Consider the following 18,098-nt stretch of genomic DNA (forward strand, 5'->3'; position numbering starts at 1 on the left):
TGCTTTACACCCGGGTCAACCAGTGTTCGTATTTTTCATTCCGACCATACACCACGTCGAAATAACCCTTCTGCAATTCTTCGGTGATTGGGCCGCGTGTGCCAGCACCGATGGTTCGGTTGTCAAGTTCGCGTACGGGCGTTACTTCAGCCGCTGTGCCAGTGAAGAAGCACTCGTCAGCGATGTAAATGTCATCACGGGTCAAGCGCTTGCTCTTGACTTCCATGCCCATTTCACGGGCCAGGGAAATAATCGTTGAACGGGTAATCCCAACCAAGGCCGAGGCAATTTCAGGCTCGTAAATGCAGCCGTCTTTAATCACGAACACGTTTTCGCCAGCACCTTCAGCCACAAAACCGTCCACATCCAGCAACAGGGCTTCATCGTATCCGTCTTGCACAGCTTCGGTGTTGGCCAGAATTGAGTTGGCGTACGTGGCCGCAAACTTGGCACGCGCCATGGTCACGTTCACATGGTGACGGGCATAAGACGATGTTTTAACCCGAATGCCTTTCTGCAAACCTTCTTCGCCCAGGTAAGCGCCCCAAGGCCAGGCAGCAATTGCCACGTGGGTTACAGCACCCTTGGGCGATACGCCCATTTTCTCAGAGCCGTAAAAGGCAATTGGGCGGATGTAACAAGAGTCAAGGTTGTTGGCACGCACCACTTCGCAACAGGCGTCCATGATCTGCTCACGGGTGTAGGGCATGTTCATGCGGTAAATGTGGGCCGAATTGAACAAGCGATCGGTGTGCTCTTTCAACCTGAAAATGGCTGGGCCTTTGTCCGTTTTGTAAGCACGCTCGCCTTCAAAAACCGACAAACCATAATGCAAACTGTGGGTAAGCACGTGAATTTGAGCTTCACGCCACGGCACGAGTTTGCCGTCAAACCAAATAAAGCCATCGCGATCGGCCATTGACATGCTGAATTCTCCGAAATTCCAAGATTTACCAAACCGACATATTCTACAACCCAACAAGCACCGATTTGGGCTTAGCACGTTGACTCGGTGAAGAATGAACCACTATAGTGCAATCAACCACTCTAAAAAAAGAAGTACACCTATGAAGCAATGTCTGGCGAATGCTCAACCCCGTTGGACGCGTAGAAAACAAGAGCGCCCACAAGAACTACTCGATGCCGCACTGACCATTTTCAGCGAAAAAGGATTCGCTGGAGCCCGCCTTGAAGACGTGGCCAAAAGCGCAGGTGTCAGCAAAGGCACGGTTTATCTGTATTACTCCAACAAGGAAGAACTACTGAAAGCCGTGGTGAAAGAACATGTTTCACCCATTGTGGAAGAGGCAAAAAGCCTGCTGGAACCCGACAAAAGCTCTGCCACACTGATTCGTGAAGCCATCCACCTGTGGTGGTTGAAATACGGCTCTACCAAACTAAGCAGCATCACAAAAATTGTACTGTCCGAGGCCAATGCATTTCCCGAGTTGGCTCGCTTTTTTTATGACGAAGTGGTTCGCCCATGGTGGGACTATCTTGAATCCGTGCTGAAACGTGGCATTTCCCGCGGAGAGTTCACAGACATTGACACCGAGTACGCTGCCCAAGTGCTGTGCGCACCGCTGGTTACCCTTGGATTGTGGAAACGAACCATGGATGGTTGCTGCGGCGTGGAAACCAACCCCATGCGCTACATTGAAGCGCACATTCAAATGGTGCTGAATGGTTTGACCTGCCCGCACACATCGCGTGTTGCGTAAAATTTGCTAAAATAGCGAGTTACCCATTATCCCCACGCGAGAACCCGCCATGGACTTCGAGAAAGCCCGCTTCAACATGATTGAACAACAAATCCGCCCCTGGAACGTGTTGAACCAGAAGGTACTTGATTTGCTTGAAATGATCAAACGTGAGAATTTTGTGTGTGCGGGGCTTGAAAAACTGGCCTTCACCGATTGCGACTTGCCGATCCGCGTGAATAGCGCCGACACAGGCGAGGCCATGTTCAGCCCAAAAATGGAAGCTCGCATTCTTCAGGAACTTGAGTTGGGTACGCATGAAAAGGTGCTGGAAATTGGCACTGGCACAGGCTATATGGCTGCGCTGATGGCGCAACAGTGTGCACATGTCACGACCGTTGAATTGAACCCAGCAATCGCCGAATTGGCTCGTAACAATTTGAAGAAGAACAGCATCACCCGTGTGAAAGTGCTTGAAGGCTGCGGATTCCAGTTGGCCCCAACACTCGGCCAGTTTGACGCCATTGTGTTGTCAGGTGCCACACCCATCATGCCTACCGGCTTGCTTGAAGCACTCAACCCACTTGGGCGCCTAATGGCTGTGATTGGCCAAGCACCTGCCATGCAATTGGTGTTGGCCCGCAAGTCGCGCGATAATCAGCTGATCACCACACCTTTGTTTGAAACCATGACCAAGGTGTTAATCAACGCACCCAAAGCCAACGAATTCGTATTCTAAGGACACGGGACTCATGACCCAGCCCGATCAACCCGTGCCAACGCGACAAAAATCGGGCCTCAAGCACTTGCTGTTCATGACTTTGCTGGGATTGCTGGCTTGCTCAATGCTCAGCAATTCGGCATGGGCTCAAAACCCCACCCCTAAAAACCTGCTCACGCTGTACAGCCTGGCCAAACAGAACGACCCTGCCTTTCGGGCGGCAGCTTCGCAGTTGCAGGCTGACCTTGAAACTGAAAACCAGGCATTTTCAGCTTTGCTGCCCAATATCAACTTTGGGGCACGCATTGAAAAACAAGACAACACCTACGATGCGTTTGGCATGTCGATTGACGCCAGCCGCAATCCCGGCACCTACAGCCTGGTGCTGAACCAGGCACTGTTTCGCCCTCAAGCCTGGGAAACCTACAAGCAAAGCCAATTGAGTGGAGAAGTTGCCAAGCTTAGTTTTCAGCAAGCTGAACAAGAACTTGTTTTGCGGTTGACTCGCGCATATTTCGATTTATTAACCGCGCAAGACGACTTAGCCAGCATTCGTGATCAAAAAACGGCGATTACTGAGCTATTGGCCTTGGCGAAAGCCAATTTTGAGGTGGGCAGCGCGACAGTCACCGATCAACAAGAGGCACAAGCCCGATTCGACCTGGCCGTGGCCCAGGAACTGGCTGCCCAGAACCAGTTGGCACAACGCAAACTACAACTGGAAACCATTGTGGGCATGCCGGTGGAAGAACTGGCCACACTTGCACCCACAACGCAACTTAAAGCACCCACGCCAAACACCGCCGAGGCTTGGGCCGAGCAGGCCCGAAACAACAACCTGAGAGCCCAGCAAGCGCGACTTGCAAAACTGATTGCCAAAGGCGAGAGCAACAAGGCCAAATATGGGCACTTGCCCACCCTTGACCTGACTGCCCAAATGGTTGAAACCGAGCAGCAGATTTTTGATGGCAACAGTGGACGCCCTTTTGACTTGGGTGTAGACAGCACCACCATCGGCCTGGTGATGAACATCCCAATTTTCAGTGGAGGCGGCACCCAAAGCCAGGTGCGCCAGCAAGCGGCGTTGTTGGAAAAAGCGATGAACAATGTAGAACTCGCAAGCAGAAATGCCACACAGGCTGCAAAGTCGGCATTTCTGGGGGTTCAAACCAGCCTGGCACAGGTGAGTGCACTCGAAACTGCACTGGCCTCAAGTGAACTGGCACTCCGATCCAACAAAACCGCCTATGAAATAGGCATTCGAATCAACGTTGATGTCTTGAACGCTCAACAACAATTCAATGCCACACAGCGTGACCTCTCAAAGGCCAAATACACCAGCCTGATCAATATGCTTGAACTACAAGCAGTGGCTGGGCAATTGAATGCTGAAACGGTGCTGCAAATTAATCAGTTACTGGTTCAGTAAGCAAACCAGCTGCTGGCAACTGGCTTGCTTGGTTCAGTACATCGAAGCTGCGCTGGGTTGCGCCACGATGGCCTCGAGCATAAGCAAAAGCGGCCTTCTTGCCCTCATCGAAACCGTGAAAACCACTCAAGTAAAATTCACATGCCGCTAGCAAATGTTCGAATCGGCGAGCCGCTTTCGCGGCCAGAGCATCCTCTGCGGCCTTGGCAAAATTAAATGTATTCGGCCCCATCCACACGGGGCAACCATAAGCGCAAGCCTCAATCAGGTTTTGCCCGCCAAAAGGTAGCCAAGAACCGCCCAACAAAGCCAGATCGGCCACGCTGTAATAGGCCGGCATTTCACCCATGGAGTCGCCCAACACCAAACGGGCCTGCCCAAACCCCGCCAAGGCAATATTGCTGCCTGCATTGAACGAGGCACTTCGACGTACGGGACGGGCCACGCCCATCCGCGTGGCTGCCTCTGCCATCAATTCAAACACCTCATCAAAACGCTGAGGGTGGCGCGGCACAATCCACACACTGGCTTTGGGCATGCGTTTGAAAAATTGACATCGATTCAAGGCGTCGAGTAACAATGCCTCTTCCCCTTCCCGACTACTGGCAAACAACACCACCTGCTCAGCCTGCGCAGCCTCTCTCCAGGCGCGCCCCGTGGTGGCCAACTCAGGCTTCAGCGCCACATCAAATTTCAGGTTGCCACACACCGCATCTACAGGTCGACCAAGTTTTTCGAACACAGCAGCATCGGTCGGTGTTTGCGCAATCAAGGTGCCAACACTTTGCAACACGGGCTGGCTCAACAGCCTTAATTGCGCCAATCGCCTGCCAGTGGTGGGCGAAACCCGGGCATTGAGCAAGGCAGTGTGTACCTTGGCTTTGGCCGCCCCCAACAGTAAATTGGGCCACAGCTCGGTTTCAACCACCCACAGCATATGGGCGCGCACTTGTTTGAGTGTGCGCGCAACCAGATAAGGCAGATCGTAAGGTAGGTAAAAAAATTGAACCTGATTCAATGTCGAATAAAGCTGGCGGCATGTGGCCAAACCCGTGGGTGTGGTGCAAGAAACAGCCCATTCATGTTGAGGATAAACCTTGGCCCAATGCTGCACCAAAGGGGAAATGGCGTGGGCCTCGCCCACTGACACAGCATGCACCCAGATTCGCTTTTGCCCCGCGGGCACAGACCTGAATTCAGGTAGGCTCGCCAAAAAACGCTGGCCCCAGCCCTGACGATATTCAGGCTGCCGAATACCGCGCTTGAGCAAATACAAGGCTAAAACTGGCTGAAACAAAAAAAGAATCAGACTGTAAAGCCATAGAAAGATGCGAGCTGACACACTCAAAGTTTATTTCCCCGTAGCAAACGCGTTGCCGCCTCGAACACTTCACCCACCGCGGGCTCCCGACCAACATCGCCCAAACTGATGGCATGTGGGTTAAAGCGCGGTGCGAATCGCCACGCTGGCGTGGCGAAAAACAAAGCGACCATGGGTAAATAATGCGCAGCCGCCAAATGCGTTATACCGGTGTCCACACCAATTACAAGGCCAGCCCTCTCTAGACGAAGGCGCAATTCGCCCAAAGCCATTCGAGGCAGCACCTCAACCCGGGCTATGCCAGTAGCTATTTTTTCTGCCTGCTGTTGCTCTGCGTCACTACCCCAAGGCAGTTTGACTGCATACCCGAGGTCTGAAAATCGATGAGCCAACTCACGCCATTTGACAATTGGCCATTTTTTTTCATCGCGGGCAGTGGCGTGCAAAAACCAGATTTCAGCACCGCTTGGAATGGCGGGAAGTACTTTTTGCGGGGCGATGTCATAGAAAACCGGCTTGCCCAGCAAACGGTAGCCCAATAACCCGGCTGCCAACTCTCGCAGACGCTCGACCGCATGGGCTTGCGGATCCCAGCCAGCCCGCTTTGAATAGAAGAGACAAGCCAGGCTTTCCTTGGCATAGGAAAAACCAGGGCCCATCAAGGTGCCATTTGCCGCGCGTGCCAACAGTGCGCTTTTGAGCAAACCCTGCAAATCAACAATGGCATCGTATTGCCTGTCGGCCAATTTGCTTTTCAGCAACTTCCATTGCTGCCAGGTGTAGCGAATTCCCTGCTTGCGCCACTTGCGCAAGTTGACCGGCACCACCTCGTGAACATGGCGGCTGCCCCGCACCAGGTCCGCAAACGGCTCCTCCACCATCCAGTCAATCTGGATGGATGGATCTTGGGCGTGAATATCATTCAAAACCGGCAAGGCATGAATGACATCTCCCATGGAAGTGGTCTTAACAATTAAGATACGCTTCATCTAGCGCTTAGGTTGATCGCAACCGCCTTATTGTAAGCGGCAAGCGAGTAGCCATTCCGAATCCGCTCAGCCAAGGAACGATAAATTTGAACACAGCAGCCAACAACCGCATCGCCTTGTCCGCCGTGCTGATCACCTTGAATGCCGGCAAACAACTTGCTGCAGCCCTTGAAAGCCTGCAATTTTGTGGTGACCTGGTGGTAGTGGATTCCAACAGCAGAGACAACACCATTGAAGTTGCGGAGAAATTCGGTGCACGTGTTGTGCAGCAAAACTGGCTTGGTTTTGGTCCACAAAAACAGTTTGCAGTGACCCAGGCTACCCATGATTGGGTACTGTGCCTGGACGCAGACGAACGAGTAACGCCCGAGTTGGAGCGCAGTATTCGAGCGGTTATTCAACAAGCTGAACAGGGGCTTTTACCTGGCGATGTTGCCGGGTTTGACATGCCCCGCTGTAACTTCTTTTTAGGCCGTTACCTTCGCCACGGCGAGGGTTATCCCGATTATTCACGCCGATTGTTTAACCGAAAGATGGCCAACTGGAGCAATGACGCAGTCCATGAGAAAGTGGAATGCACAGTTCCAGACAAACGTTTTGAAAAGCTTGAAGGCGACTTGCTGCATGAATCTGCAGAAAGCCTTGAAAGCTACATGACCAAGCAAAACCGATACACCAGTATTCAGGCACACAGCTTGGCTGCGCGCGGAAAATGGCCTGGGCTGGGCAAACTGGTGCTGTCGCCAGTAGTGCGGTTCATCAAGTTTTACCTGGTGCGAAAAGGCTTTCTGGATGGCTGGCCCGGGCTGGTTCACATTGCAATTGGGTGCTTCAACAGCTTCTTGAAATACGCCAAGACACGAGAGTTGATGCAGCAAAAACGTGAGCGCTGATTGTGGTGCGGCGTGCGTGATACTAGTCAAGCACCTGACCCTGCGCAAGCCCCGTTTGCGTGAAGACCCAAAGGAAAAGAGTCACCCCTTGCTTTGGGAACCGGAGGACCAACTCGCGCTGCGCGCTCAAACAGGTCCATCCGGGGTCCTGCGGACCATCCCAAAGCGGCGAGTTGACGAAGTATGTGGGCCTTCTTGAATCGCAAACTGCGGCTTGCGCAGGGTCAGGTGCTTTCACTGAGATGACATGCCCGCACAGCGTTGCGACGCGGGATTATCACTGATACATCGCCGATGCAGCACAAGCTTGCATGTCGCTTGCGCTAGAAGAATTCCTACCCAGCTGAGTGTGCCCAACATTCACGTCTCGCCCGCCGTTTCCTCATCTGAAATGGATTAGACGCGAAGCGGCTCCGCAAGGCGCCATTGCGCTTGCGGCATCCATTGCAGATGGGAGAAGAAACGGCCACAGCCGCGCACATCACCTTGGGCGAGGCGGTTGGGCAAGCTTAGCTAGGTGGGAATTCTTCAGCACGCGCCCGCATCCAGGCGCAGCGTTGAATCAAGGTGCTGCCGCCAGAGCCCAAGCCCCGGCAGCACAGAACTCCGGATCAGTGACCCAGAATTTTTGAGAGGAACAACTGCGCACGCTCCGAGCGTGGTGTACCAAAAAAGTCCTCTTTGGTGCAGTCTTCAACAATATTGCCTTGGTCCATGAAAATAACCCGGTCAGCAACCTTGCGAGCAAAACCCATTTCATGGGTTACGCACATCATGGTCATTCCTTCTTGGGCCAATTCCACCATCACATCCAGCACCTCGTTCACCATTTCAGGATCGAGCGCTGAGGTAGGTTCATCAAACAACATGCAAATTGGGTCCATCGACAGTGCGCGTGCAATCGCAACACGCTGTTGCTGACCACCCGACAATTGTCCCGGAAATTTTTCCGCCTGCGCTTTCAAACCTACACGGTCCAATAAACCCAAACCTTTGGCAACAGCCTCTTCTTTAGAGCGCCCCAACACCTTGATTTGCGCCAAGGTCAGGTTCTCGGTGATGGTCAAGTGCGGGAACAGTTCAAAGTTCTGAAACACCATGCCCACGCGTGAACGCAACTTGGGCAGATCAGTGCCTTTGGCACCCACCGAGACACCATCTACCGTGATGGTGCCTTCCTGAAAAGGCTCCAGCATGTTCACGGTTTTAATCAAGGTTGACTTGCCCGAACCGGAGGGGCCACACACCACCACCACTTCCCCTTTTTTAACAGAGGTTGTGCAATTGGTGAGCACCTTGAAACTGCCGTACCACTTACTTACTTTATTGATTTCAATCACAGTGCTCTCCTGTTATCGAATGATTTGAGTTTTTTTCTGGAGCGCTTTGACCAGCATGGACATGCTGAAACAGATCGCCAGATAAACCAAGGCCACGAAGGTGTACATTTCAACCAAGGCGCTGTCGCGCTGCGCAATTTTCGACGCGGCACCCAGGAAGTCGGTGACAGAAAGTACATACACCAATGACGTGTCTTGGAACAAAATAATGGTTTGGGTCAACAACACGGGAAGCATGTTGCGGAAAGCCTGAGGCAGCACAATTTTCGCCATGGTCAAGCGGTAATTCAAACCAAGTGCCTGCGCGGCAGCCACCTGCCCCTTCGGAATACTTTGAATACCCGCCCGCATGATTTCGCAGAAAAATGCGGCTTCAAACATGATGAAAGTGATGTAGGCAGACCGGTCGGGGCCAATTTGCGGAGGCCGTTCGTACCCCATTACTGACTGCAAGACCACTGGCACCAGAAAATAGAACCAGAAGATCACCAGAATCAGGGGAATTGAACGCATCAGGTTCACGTAACCGGCCGCGATCATTGCCAAGGGCTTAATGCTGGACAAACGCGCCAGCGCCAAAAGCGTACCGAAGAAAATACCGCCCAAACAGGCCACCACGGTAAGCTGCACCGTGTAAGTCAAACCCTGCATGAGATAAGGCAATGAAGTGCTAATTGCACTGAAGTCGAAGTCGTTCATTATTTACCTCCCGTGATGTAACCGGGCACAGCAGTTCGGCGCTCGACTAAAGCCATTACTCGGTTCACCGTCATTGCCACAATCACGTACAACACAGTGGCAGCAATGTAGGCTTCAAAAAACGCAAAGGTGACTTCACCCATTTCTCGAGTTCTAAAGGTGAGTTCAGTCAGGCCAATGGTTAATGCCACCGATGAGTTTTTAATCAGGTTCATCGCCTCGGAGGTCATGGGCGGAACGATGATTCGGTAGGCCATGGGCAACAACACGAAGCGATAGGTTTGCCCTTCGGTCAAGCCCAAAGCGTAACCCGCAGCACGTTGACCGCGCGACAGCGACAAGATGCCCGACTTGACCTGCTCGGCAACCCGGGAAGCGGTAAACAAGCCCAGGCAAACCACAGAGGCCAGGAATTGCACGAAGGTGGGGTCTTGCTCAATCGACCATTCTTTCAGAGCCGGGATGAATTCTGGCACCACAAAATACCAGAGAAAAAATTGGACAATCAGTGGGATGTTGCGGAAAATTTCCACATACGCATTGCCCAGAAACGCCAAAGGTTTGCTGGAGGCTGTGCGCAAAACACCCATCAAAGAACCCACAGTGAAGGCAATAACGCCCGCAACTGCGGATGTGGCAAGGGTCCACAGCAGGCCGGAAAACAACATTTCCCACCACACCAGGGTTTCACCTTCCACAATCGGCTGAAAAAACAACAGCCAATTCAGGTCGCTATTCATTTTGGATACTCCCGAGTCAATATTCTCGGCCAATACAAGTAAAAGGCCGGCTCACGTTTAAAACGCACAGCCGGCCCGTGACTAACTAGGGCTGTTTATTTAACGCCTTTGTCGTTTGGATTCGCAAATGCTTCCTTCAACAGCGGAGACATCGGGAAATTCAAATTCACATCCTTGGGTGGAATCTTGCTCATAAACCACTTGGTGTACAACTTCTCAGCTTCACCAGACTTGATCATGCCGTTTACGGTTTCATCCAGCAAAGCCTTGAATTGGGGATCGTCCTTGCGCAGCATGATGCCATAGGGTTCTGTACGCAAAATTTCTGGCAGGAACATGAACTCATCGGGGTTTTTGCTTTGAGCAACCAAACCAGCAATCAAGATGTCGTCCATCACAAAAGCCTTGGCACGGTCGTTGGCCACCAACAAGAAGCTTTCAGCATGGTCTTTGCCGTAAATTTCCTTGAAGTTGATGTTTGCGCCCTTTTCGTTTTGCTTGATCAACTGAACTGACGTGGTGCCAGAAGTTGTTGCGATAGGCTGCCCATCCAGATCGGCCAGTGATTTGATGCCGCTATTTTTCTTGACAACCACTTTTACGCTGGTAATAAAGGTGCTGTTTGCGAAAGAAACCTGCTCCTGACGAGCCACAGAATTGGTTGTAGAACCACATTCCATGTCGATGGTGCCGTTTTGCAGCAGCGGAATACGGTTTGCAGAAGTAACCGGTTGCAATTGCACATTCAGATTTGGCATTTTCAACTTGGCTTTGACTGCTTCAACAACCTTGTTACACATGTCCATGTGGTAGCCGATGGGCTTCTGGTTGTTGTCCAGGTATGAAAACGGAACAGAGGACTCACGGTAACCCACCACGATGGTTTTGGTTTCAGTAATCTTTTTCAAAGTACCCGTGAGATCTTGGGCAACTGCGGGCTGAACAGCGGCTACACTGGCCACGGCCAACGCTGCTGCGAGGAGATTCCTTTTCATTTTTGCTCCTTGAATGAAAAAATTAAGCACGAATTGTGCATACACCCTACGCCATACGAACCAGGTTCGTGGCGGTACTAAAGTTTTATTCTCCGAGGACGGGTGAGAACCTCGGGTCTGAGTATTTCATTCAACTGCTGCTCTGACAGTAAGCCTTTTTCGAGAACAAGCTCGGAAACCTTCCGGCCGGTTTTCAATGCAGTTTTTGCAATCTCAGATGCTTGATCATAGCCTATGTAAGGGTTCAGTGAGGTGGCCAAACTGGCTGATTCCTCGACCCTTTGACGCAAAAGTGACTCATTTGCGGTAATCCCTAATACGCAATTTTTGGTCAGGGTTTTACAGGCGGCGGTTAAGTGATAAATGCTCTTGAACAAACTCCAGGCAATGATGGGCTCAAATGCGTTCAATTGCAGCTGACCTGCCTCGGCCGCCATGGTCACGGTCACATCGTTTCCAATCACTTCAAATGCCACCTGGTTCACCACTTCCGGTATCACCGGGTTCACCTTGCCCGGCATGATGGAAGAGCCAGCAGCTCGCGGCGGCAGGTTGATTTCATTCAAGCCGGCTTGGGGACCGGACGACAACAAGCGCAAATCGTTGCACATTTTGGACAACTTCACGGCCACGCGCTTGAGCACACCGGAAAGCTGAACAAATGAGCCCGTATCCTGAGTCGCCTCGACAAGGTCGGCGGCAGTAACCAAGCCCAGTTGGGTGATTTCTTCCAGGTAATGGCGCGCGCGGGCCGCGTATTCCGGATCGGTGTTGATGCCGGTGCCAATGGCTGTGGCACCCAGATTAATTTCAGAAATCAGGCTAGTGGCTTCACGAAGGCGAGCCATGTCTTCACCCAACATGACCGAGAAGGTTGCAAACTCCTGGCCCAAGGTCATGGGCACGGCATCCTGCAACTGGGTGCGGCCGATTTTCAGGATTTTCCGGAATTCAAAGGCTTTTTCGCCGAAAGCCTCTTTGAGTTCTTCCATCGCGACCAACAGGCCCGAGATGGCGTTGATCAGACCGATTTTTACAGCAGTTGGGTACACATCGTTGGTGCTTTGCGAGGCATTGACATGCTCAATCGGGTGCACCATTTTGTAATCGCCTTTCTTGCCACCCAGAATTTCAATGGCACGGTTGGCAATGACCTCGTTGGCGTTCATGTTGGTGGACGTACCTGCACCACCTTGAATGACATCGACCACGAACTGGTCATGAAGTTTGCCGGTTCGAATTTCCTTGCAAGCCTGGGTGATGGCTTTGGCCAAATCGTGGGGAACAGTGTCCAGGTCTGCATTGGCCTTGGTAGCAGCCCATTTGACTGCAGCCAGTGCATTAATAAGTTCAGGGGCGTTGTAAAGTGGAAAACCGGTAATTTGGTAATTGTCGAGGGCGCGGCTGGTGTGCACTCCCCAGTAGGCCTCAGCGGGAATCTTCTTTTCTCCAAGAAGATCTTTTTCCACGCGATGCTCTGAGTGCTGCTTGACCATGTCATCCCCTGACGAATTTTGAATGTGGGCCATGCTAAATCTTTAGTGGCCGGCACTCCAATACTTAATCAGCATTAAACCATGCAATTCCCGCATATCCAAAGAAACCCTAATAAGGGTTATCCACAGAGGGGGATTAGTCTGGCCAATAATGCCAAATCAAATCCACCTGCTCGTGGGCAACCGAATTTTCAGCTGGACGGTGGGTTCGGCGATACAGGCGAACTTCCATGTCGGTGAAATAGGGTCCGGGAATTTTGCAAAGACCAGAACCAGTGGCCACGGCGCTTTCCGGCAGCCACGCCACGCCCAAACCAGCCTCGCACATCGATTTCAAGCTTTCCGACATATCCGTTTCAAACACCGACTTTTTCAGGAACAGCGGGCCCGACTCCATGGCGATGTCAGTCATCTTCGACAGGTAAGCATGTTTGGAATAGGACAAGTAAGGCACGGGCAAAGGGGCCAATGGGTCTAGCGTGTAAATTGGGCTGCCATCGGCCTTCGCTGCACTGTAGGGCGCAAACCGTTCCGTGCCCAGCACCCGAACTTCAAACTTGCTAGGGTCGAGTTCAATGGGTTCCCGGCTGTGGTGGTAGCAGACCAGAAAGTCACTTGCGCCGTCAGTGAAGTACAGCACGGCATCGTGCACATTGCTGGCAGTAAGCTGAAAACTCAGGTCGGGCAGGCGATCGGCAAGCTTGGTTTTCAAACTGCGCACCCAATGTGGCGCTTGGCTGCAAGCCAAAGTGTGCGGCACCACCAACCGGATGGGTTGGCGACTCTGCAAACTACCACCGCGAACGATGGTGCGGGCCTGGCGGATCTGCTCCAGCATGGTGAGCGCCTGCTCGTAAAACACCTCGCCTTGCGGACTCAAGCGCGTAGGGTAGGAACCCCGGTCAATCAATTCGCAGCCCAGCCAACCTTCAAGCGCCTGAATTCGGCGCGAGAAAGCAGGCTGGGTTACGCACCGCAAGTTGGCCGCTTTTGAGAAGTTCTTGGTTTGGGCCAGCGTGATGAAATCTTCAAGCCATTTGGTTTCCATGGGCAGACGCGTTGGGTTGACTGTGCTGTTGAATCAGCCACATTCGGGCGTATTCACCATTCTTGTCAAGTAGTGATTCATGGCTGCCACTTTCGATCACCTCACCCTGACTAATCACCAGAATTTGGTGAGCGTGCACCACCGTGCTTAAACGGTGGGCAATGATCAAGGTAGTGCGGTTGCGGGACAGCATTTGCAACTCTTGCTGAATGGCGCGTTCTGATTTGGAATCCAGCGCTGAAGTGGCCTCGTCGAAAATAAGAATCGCCGGGTTTTTCAAGATGGTGCGGGCAATGGCCACGCGTTGCTTTTCTCCCCCAGAAAGCTTGAGCCCACGCTCGCCCACTTGGGTCTTGTAGCCATCGGGCTGATTCACGATGAATTCGTGAATGTGCGCGGCCTTGGCTGCGGCTTCAATTTCCGCCTGTGTGGCATCGGGCCTGCCGTAGGCGATGTTGTAGGCGATGGTGTCGTTGAACAGCACAGTGTCTTGAGGAACAATGCCAATATTTTTACGCAATGAGGTTTGTGCCACCTCCCGAATGTCTTGCCCGTCAATGAAAATCGCTCCGTCGGTGACTTCGTAGAAACGATACAGCAAGCGCGACAAGGTAGATTTGCCCGCACCGCTGTGCCCGACCACCGCCACGGTGTGGCCAGCTGGCACGGTGAACGACATGTGCTTAAGCACCATGCGGCGCTCGTCATACCCAAAGTTCACGTTGCGAAATTCTATGGCACCCCCCCTCACCTGAAGCTCGGGGGCATTGGGCTTGTCTTTCACTTCAAGGTTTTCATCCATCAAGCCAAACATGCGCTCAATGTCGGCCAAAGCTTGCTTGATTTCTCGGTAAATGACACCCAAAAAATTCAGAGGAATATACAACTGAATCATGAAGGCGTTCACCAGCACCAAATCACCCAGGGTCATTGATCCGTCCAGCACACCTGCGGTTGCGCGCCACAACACCAGCGTGACCGCAATGGCGATGATTGCGCTTTGCCCGGTATTCAACAGGGTGAGAGATTTTTGTGAACGAATGGCAGCCTCTTGCCAGGCCGCCATGCTTTTGTTGTAACGCTCGGACTCAAAACGCTCGTTACCAAAATACTTCACGGTTTCATAGTTGATCAGCGAATCGACCGCACGCACATTGGCTTTGGAATCAAGATCATTCATGGTGCGGCGAAAATGCAGACGCCACTCTGTGATTTTTACGGTGAAAAAAATGTACAAGGTCAGTGCCACCGCAGTGATGACCGAGAACCAGATGTCGTAGTTGATGAACAAATAGCCCACCACCAGCACGATCTCGATCAGTGTTGGCAGGATGCTGTACAGCGTGTAGCTAACCAGGCTTGAAATGGCCCGGGAACCCCGTTCGATGTCGCGAGTAACCCCACCCGTTTGCCGATTCAAATGAAACCGCAGCGACAGCGCGTGCAGGTAATCGAATACCTGAATGGCAATGGCCCGAACTGCATTTTGGGTTACCCGGGCAAACAGGAATTCGCGCAGCTCGGTGAAGACCGTGGTGGACAAACGCAATAATCCGTAGGCCACCAACAACACGATTGGCATGGAAGCTGCAGCCAACAAGGCATTGCTTTGCAAAAGTGGCGTTAGCTCGTCAATGATTTCCTTGAGCACCAAAGGCACGCCCATGTTGGCGACTTTGGCGAGCACCAAACAGGCAATGGCGAAAACAACCCTCCATTTGTATTCCCACAAGTAGGGCAAAAGCTGGGCGATGGTACCCCAGTCGCTTCGTTTTCGGGGTCTTGGCGGGGCGGATTCCACCGGTGCGGTTCTGCGCATGCGATACTTCTCGGTACAAAAAAAGAGGCGATGGAGGCAATGCTACCACCCGCCTTGCCAAACGAGTTGCATACCAAGCAGGAGACAAAAGCAAATGGCAAGTATTCAAAACAAAGTGATCGTAATTACCGGCGCATCCGAGGGCATTGGCGCCGCGTTGGCCATCAAGCTGGCCCCGGGCAACAAACTGGTGCTGGCAGCCCGTCGGCTTGAAAAGCTGCAAGAGGTCGGACAGCAGGTTGAGGCAGCGGGCGGGCAGGTGCACTGTGTGGCCTGCGATGTGATGGAACAGGCTCAGTGCGAGAACCTGGTGGAAGAATCGGTGAAAGCCTTTGGCGGCATTGACATGATTGTGAACAATGCAGGGGTTTCAATGCACGCCTGGTTTGAGGACATCACCGACTTGGGGACCTTCGAACGGTTGTTCCGCGTGAACGTGATGAGCATGGTGTGGATTACCCACAAGGCCCTGCCCCACATTAAAAAGTCCAAAGGCCTGATTGTCGGCGTTTCCAGCCTGGCTGGTAAAACCGGCGTGCCCGCCCGTACCACTTACTGCACCAGCAAGTTTGCGATGAGTGGTTTTATGGAAGCGCTGCGCATTGAATTGATGGGCACAGGCGTGGATGTGTGTGCCATTTTCCCGGGTGTGGTGGATACGGAAATTCGCCGCAATGGCTTGAACCCGAATGGCGAGCGGGCCGGTGTTTCAGGCCTGCGCGAGAAAGGCGCCATGACAGTTGAGCAATGTGTGAATGAAATTGTGGATGCCATGGCCGAGCGCAAGCGAGAATGGGTCATGACAGCCAAAGGTCGCTTGGGCCTGAAGCTTAAACCCTTCGTGCCAGCCGTGATCGACAAAATGGCCAAAGATGCCCTGGACGATGAACACGGTGGCAAAAAATCAGCCTGACAGGCCGCCACACACCCAGGTTCAGGCGCTGAACAACATCACCGCCTGAACCACCACCGCCAAAATGCTCAATGCCAAAATAACGCCCAGCACGGTAACCGCTTTGCGATTGGATTCGATTTGCGCAACCAATTGCGTATTTTGACTGGCCAACTCTTTGATGACCTCGGCAGACTGAACCACTTGAGCCTGCAAATCGGTGATCGTTTGCTCAGCCGCATGCAGGCGATGTTCCAGCTTTTCGATGGCTGCCATATCCGTGGCCAACATCACATTGGTCACGTCGCTGTCAGTTTCACCATCAACCCGCTTTTTGGACACGCTATTCCACAGCTTCACCGCACCATCGGCCACCTTGGGCGCATTTTTAATCACTTCGCCCCAAGGCACCATTTGCAACACCGTTACCCAACCTGCAGCCATTGCTTCCTCAACTCATGAACCCGACAAAACGCCATTATCGTCGGTTTCGTTAGATTGGGTTGGAAGCATGCACCTAGAATGAAATGCAGACTCTAGGTGCTCAGCGTTACAATCGAAAGTTAAACCAACAACAAAGCACCTGCACATGAGCACACCCAAACCCATTTTGTTACCTGTCGACCGTGAACCCGTGATTCGGGTCATTCCCATGCCCAGAGACTCCAACGCGTCCGGCGACGTGTTTGGCGGCTGGATTATGGCGCAAGTGGACCTGGCTGGTTCGGTACCAGCAACAGCCCACGCCAAAGGCCGAATTGTGACCGTGGCGGTGAACGAGTTTATTTTCAAGGAACCCGTGTTTGTGGGTGATTTGTGCAGCTTCTATGCCGAAGTGGTGAAGGTGGGCCGAACCTCCATGCAAATTTACGTGGAGGTGTTTGCGCAACGCCGCTTGAAACCCGACGATGTGGCCAAAGTAACTGAGGCCTATGTAACCTATGTGGCTGTAGACGAGAACAGGAATTCTCGCCCGGTGGACCCACTTAAATAAAATATTCGCTTCAGAAGTGTGAGAGGTCTTGTTGATGCATTTCGAATGCGAACTCGACCTCGTTCACATGCTGCCAAGAACTTTGGCCCTTGGCCTGCTTGCGCGACAATTCAATTCGGTAGTCATATCGATCGGGGCGATACAGGCCTTTGAGCACTTGTACGGGTCTGCCATTTTCATCGTAAGCCACCCGTGAAATAGCCAGCAACGGCGCACCCACGGGCACGCCCAAGGCATAGGCTACCGAAGCGTCAGCCAGCCGTGCAGAAATGGTTTGGCGGGCTTTGGCCACCTTCACCCCTGCTTCTTCAAGCAGCACCAGAATAGGAAATTCGCGAAGTCGGCGACGACAAATGCGGCCTGACAAGTCCTGTGGAATGAAACTGGTGAGGTGAGCCACAGGCTGCCCGTCAAGCTGACGAATGCGAATCAGTTTTTCGACGATGGCATCGCTGGGCAAATGTAAGAGCGTTGCAATGTCGGGCGGCGGCAAAATGCGCTTGGACGTGATGAGCTGTAAATCGGAAGAATCGCCGCTTGCTTGCAAACGCATGGCCGAAGCGCTCAACAACTGGCTTTGCCCCACCGACGAGTTGCGTGACTCTGTGCGCGGTTTTACGAATGTACCCTTGCCACGCCCCCTTGCGACCAAGCCTTCCTTGACAAGGTCTTGCAGTGCACGACGCATGGTGACGCGTGACACATTGAATTGCTCGGCCAGCACCAGCTCACCTGGCAAAGGCTTGGTGTCGTAGTGACCCTCAATAATGCGTTCACGCAGTATCAGGTAAATTTGGTGGTAAAGGGGAACGACTTGATTCGGGTCTAATTTGCTGTCACCGAAATTCGATTCTTCTGGGGATGCGGCGGGAAACTGACTGTCCATTCGTACTGTCCAAATGCTACTGGGCTACGAAATGGATAATACAACACAATGCAACACAATTCATACTGAATACGTGTCTGAAAGAAACAAGGGCCATTGAAACAACGCGTCAATGGCCCTTGATGATCATGTATCC

18 protein-coding genes are annotated in these 18,098 nt (G+C 52.6%); 6 read left to right on the forward strand and 12 right to left on the reverse strand.

All coding sequences use genetic code 11. The annotated features are described in order from the left end of the window. Window positions 1–4: 4 nt before the first annotated feature. Window positions 5–925, reverse strand: coding sequence for a branched-chain amino acid transaminase (locus PY990_RS02100; RefSeq protein WP_275270200.1), 921 nt, complete (start codon window positions 923–925; stop codon window positions 5–7). A 142-nt stretch (window positions 926–1,067) separates the two neighbouring features. Here PY990_RS02100 and PY990_RS02105 point away from each other — a divergent pair, with 142 nt between their 5' ends. Genes PY990_RS02105 through PY990_RS02115 form a run of 3 tightly spaced genes read left to right on the forward strand, consistent with a single transcriptional unit; the run spans window position 1,068 to window position 3,850 of the window. Continuing rightward, the gene (locus tag PY990_RS02105; RefSeq protein ID WP_171097562.1) at window positions 1,068–1,721 is read left to right on the forward strand and encodes a TetR/AcrR family transcriptional regulator; all 654 of its coding nucleotides are present in this window, start codon (window positions 1,068–1,070) and stop codon (window positions 1,719–1,721) included. Between the two features lie 49 nt (window positions 1,722–1,770). Next, a complete protein-coding gene (locus tag PY990_RS02110; RefSeq protein ID WP_275270201.1) occupies window positions 1,771–2,439 on the forward strand; it encodes a protein-L-isoaspartate O-methyltransferase family protein in 669 nt (222 codons plus the stop codon). 13 nt (window positions 2,440–2,452) lie between these two features. Beyond that, window positions 2,453–3,850, forward strand: a complete 1,398-nt coding sequence (locus PY990_RS02115; protein ID WP_275270202.1) for a TolC family outer membrane protein — start codon at window positions 2,453–2,455, stop codon at window positions 3,848–3,850. On the opposite strand, the gene PY990_RS02120 is transcribed toward PY990_RS02115, so the two are convergent. Both PY990_RS02120 and waaC read right to left on the reverse strand, forming a co-directional pair. Continuing rightward, the gene (locus PY990_RS02120; RefSeq protein ID WP_275270203.1) at window positions 3,828–5,192 is read right to left on the reverse strand and encodes a 3-deoxy-D-manno-octulosonic acid transferase; all 1,365 of its coding nucleotides are present in this window, start codon (window positions 5,190–5,192) and stop codon (window positions 3,828–3,830) included. The two genes, PY990_RS02115 and PY990_RS02120, sit on opposite strands and share 23 nt — an antisense overlap. Window positions 5,193–5,194: 2 nt before the next feature. Beyond that, complete coding sequence (waaC, locus tag PY990_RS02125) at window positions 5,195–6,160, reverse strand: lipopolysaccharide heptosyltransferase I (protein ID WP_275270204.1); 966 nt, start codon at window positions 6,158–6,160, stop codon at window positions 5,195–5,197. Between the two features lie 86 nt (window positions 6,161–6,246). Between waaC and PY990_RS02130 the strand changes: the two genes are divergently transcribed. Next, a complete protein-coding gene (locus PY990_RS02130) occupies window positions 6,247–7,053 on the forward strand; it encodes a glycosyltransferase family 2 protein (protein ID WP_275270205.1) in 807 nt (268 codons plus the stop codon). Between the two features lie 611 nt (window positions 7,054–7,664). On the opposite strand, the gene PY990_RS02135 is transcribed toward PY990_RS02130, so the two are convergent. The 7 genes from PY990_RS02135 to PY990_RS02165 form a co-directional block, all read right to left on the reverse strand. After that, a complete protein-coding gene (locus PY990_RS02135; protein ID WP_171097550.1) occupies window positions 7,665–8,393 on the reverse strand; it encodes an amino acid ABC transporter ATP-binding protein in 729 nt (242 codons plus the stop codon). A 12-nt stretch (window positions 8,394–8,405) separates the two neighbouring features. Continuing rightward, window positions 8,406–9,092 carry an amino acid ABC transporter permease gene (locus tag PY990_RS02140; protein ID WP_171097548.1) on the reverse strand — a complete coding sequence of 229 codons (687 nt, stop codon included), beginning with the start codon at window positions 9,090–9,092 and terminating at the stop codon, window positions 8,406–8,408. After that, entirely contained in the window at window positions 9,092–9,832 is a 741-nt protein-coding gene (locus tag PY990_RS02145; protein WP_171097546.1) for an amino acid ABC transporter permease, read from the reverse strand. Before PY990_RS02145 ends, PY990_RS02140 begins: the two co-directional genes overlap by 1 nt. Before the next feature lie 95 nt (window positions 9,833–9,927). Beyond that, complete coding sequence (locus tag PY990_RS02150) at window positions 9,928–10,827, reverse strand: transporter substrate-binding domain-containing protein (RefSeq protein WP_275270206.1); 900 nt, start codon at window positions 10,825–10,827, stop codon at window positions 9,928–9,930. Between the two features lie 77 nt (window positions 10,828–10,904). After that, on the reverse strand, window positions 10,905–12,356 hold the full coding sequence (aspA, locus tag PY990_RS02155) for an aspartate ammonia-lyase (protein ID WP_413789484.1): 1,452 nt from the start codon (window positions 12,354–12,356) through the stop codon (window positions 10,905–10,907). A gap of 103 nt (window positions 12,357–12,459) precedes the next feature. Continuing rightward, complete coding sequence (locus tag PY990_RS02160) at window positions 12,460–13,371, reverse strand: LysR substrate-binding domain-containing protein (RefSeq protein ID WP_275270207.1); 912 nt, start codon at window positions 13,369–13,371, stop codon at window positions 12,460–12,462. Beyond that, window positions 13,352–15,190 carry an ABCB family ABC transporter ATP-binding protein/permease gene (locus tag PY990_RS02165; RefSeq protein WP_275270208.1) on the reverse strand — a complete coding sequence of 613 codons (1,839 nt, stop codon included), beginning with the start codon at window positions 15,188–15,190 and terminating at the stop codon, window positions 13,352–13,354. Before PY990_RS02165 ends, PY990_RS02160 begins: the two co-directional genes overlap by 20 nt. A 94-nt stretch (window positions 15,191–15,284) precedes the next feature. Here PY990_RS02165 and PY990_RS02170 point away from each other — a divergent pair, with 94 nt between their 5' ends. Then, window positions 15,285–16,103: an SDR family oxidoreductase gene (locus tag PY990_RS02170; protein ID WP_275270209.1), complete on the forward strand. Its 819-nt coding sequence runs from the start codon at window positions 15,285–15,287 to the stop codon at window positions 16,101–16,103. A 21-nt stretch (window positions 16,104–16,124) separates the two neighbouring features. Here PY990_RS02170 and PY990_RS02175 read toward each other — a convergent pair whose 3' ends face one another. Beyond that, the gene (locus PY990_RS02175) at window positions 16,125–16,526 is read right to left on the reverse strand and encodes a hypothetical protein (protein WP_275270210.1); all 402 of its coding nucleotides are present in this window, start codon (window positions 16,524–16,526) and stop codon (window positions 16,125–16,127) included. A 145-nt stretch (window positions 16,527–16,671) separates the two neighbouring features. Between PY990_RS02175 and PY990_RS02180 the strand changes: the two genes are divergently transcribed. Further along, window positions 16,672–17,076, forward strand: a complete 405-nt coding sequence (locus PY990_RS02180) for an acyl-CoA thioesterase (protein ID WP_168426887.1) — start codon at window positions 16,672–16,674, stop codon at window positions 17,074–17,076. A 10-nt stretch (window positions 17,077–17,086) separates the two neighbouring features. Here PY990_RS02180 and PY990_RS02185 read toward each other — a convergent pair whose 3' ends face one another. After that, window positions 17,087–17,962, reverse strand: a complete 876-nt coding sequence (locus PY990_RS02185) for a GntR family transcriptional regulator (RefSeq protein WP_105028149.1) — start codon at window positions 17,960–17,962, stop codon at window positions 17,087–17,089. Window positions 17,963–18,098 lie beyond the last annotated feature (136 nt).

This window comes from Limnobacter olei (genome assembly GCF_029087225.1).
Taxonomy (GTDB): Bacteria; Pseudomonadota; Gammaproteobacteria; order Burkholderiales; family Burkholderiaceae_B; genus Limnobacter; species Limnobacter olei.

Coding starts and splice junctions, on each gene's coding strand:
- PY990_RS02100 (WP_275270200.1), bottom strand. CDS start 925: ATGTCAATGGCCGATCGCGATGGCTTTATTTGGTTTGACGGCAAACTC.
- PY990_RS02105 (WP_171097562.1), top strand. CDS start 1,068: ATGAAGCAATGTCTGGCGAATGCTCAACCCCGTTGGACGCGTAGAAAA.
- PY990_RS02110 (WP_275270201.1), top strand. CDS start 1,771: ATGGACTTCGAGAAAGCCCGCTTCAACATGATTGAACAACAAATCCGC.
- PY990_RS02115 (WP_275270202.1), top strand. CDS start 2,453: ATGACCCAGCCCGATCAACCCGTGCCAACGCGACAAAAATCGGGCCTC.
- waaC (WP_275270204.1), bottom strand. CDS start 6,160: ATGAAGCGTATCTTAATTGTTAAGACCACTTCCATGGGAGATGTCATT.
- PY990_RS02140 (WP_171097548.1), bottom strand. CDS start 9,092: ATGAACGACTTCGACTTCAGTGCAATTAGCACTTCATTGCCTTATCTC.
- PY990_RS02145 (WP_171097546.1), bottom strand. CDS start 9,832: ATGAATAGCGACCTGAATTGGCTGTTGTTTTTTCAGCCGATTGTGGAA.
- PY990_RS02150 (WP_275270206.1), bottom strand. CDS start 10,827: ATGAAAAGGAATCTCCTCGCAGCAGCGTTGGCCGTGGCCAGTGTAGCC.
- aspA (WP_413789484.1), bottom strand. CDS start 12,356: ATGGCCCACATTCAAAATTCGTCAGGGGATGACATGGTCAAGCAGCAC.
- PY990_RS02160 (WP_275270207.1), bottom strand. CDS start 13,371: ATGGAAACCAAATGGCTTGAAGATTTCATCACGCTGGCCCAAACCAAG.
- PY990_RS02165 (WP_275270208.1), bottom strand. CDS start 15,190: ATGCGCAGAACCGCACCGGTGGAATCCGCCCCGCCAAGACCCCGAAAA.
- PY990_RS02170 (WP_275270209.1), top strand. CDS start 15,285: ATGGCAAGTATTCAAAACAAAGTGATCGTAATTACCGGCGCATCCGAG.
- PY990_RS02175 (WP_275270210.1), bottom strand. CDS start 16,526: ATGGCTGCAGGTTGGGTAACGGTGTTGCAAATGGTGCCTTGGGGCGAA.
- PY990_RS02180 (WP_168426887.1), top strand. CDS start 16,672: ATGAGCACACCCAAACCCATTTTGTTACCTGTCGACCGTGAACCCGTG.
- PY990_RS02185 (WP_105028149.1), bottom strand. CDS start 17,962: ATGGACAGTCAGTTTCCCGCCGCATCCCCAGAAGAATCGAATTTCGGT.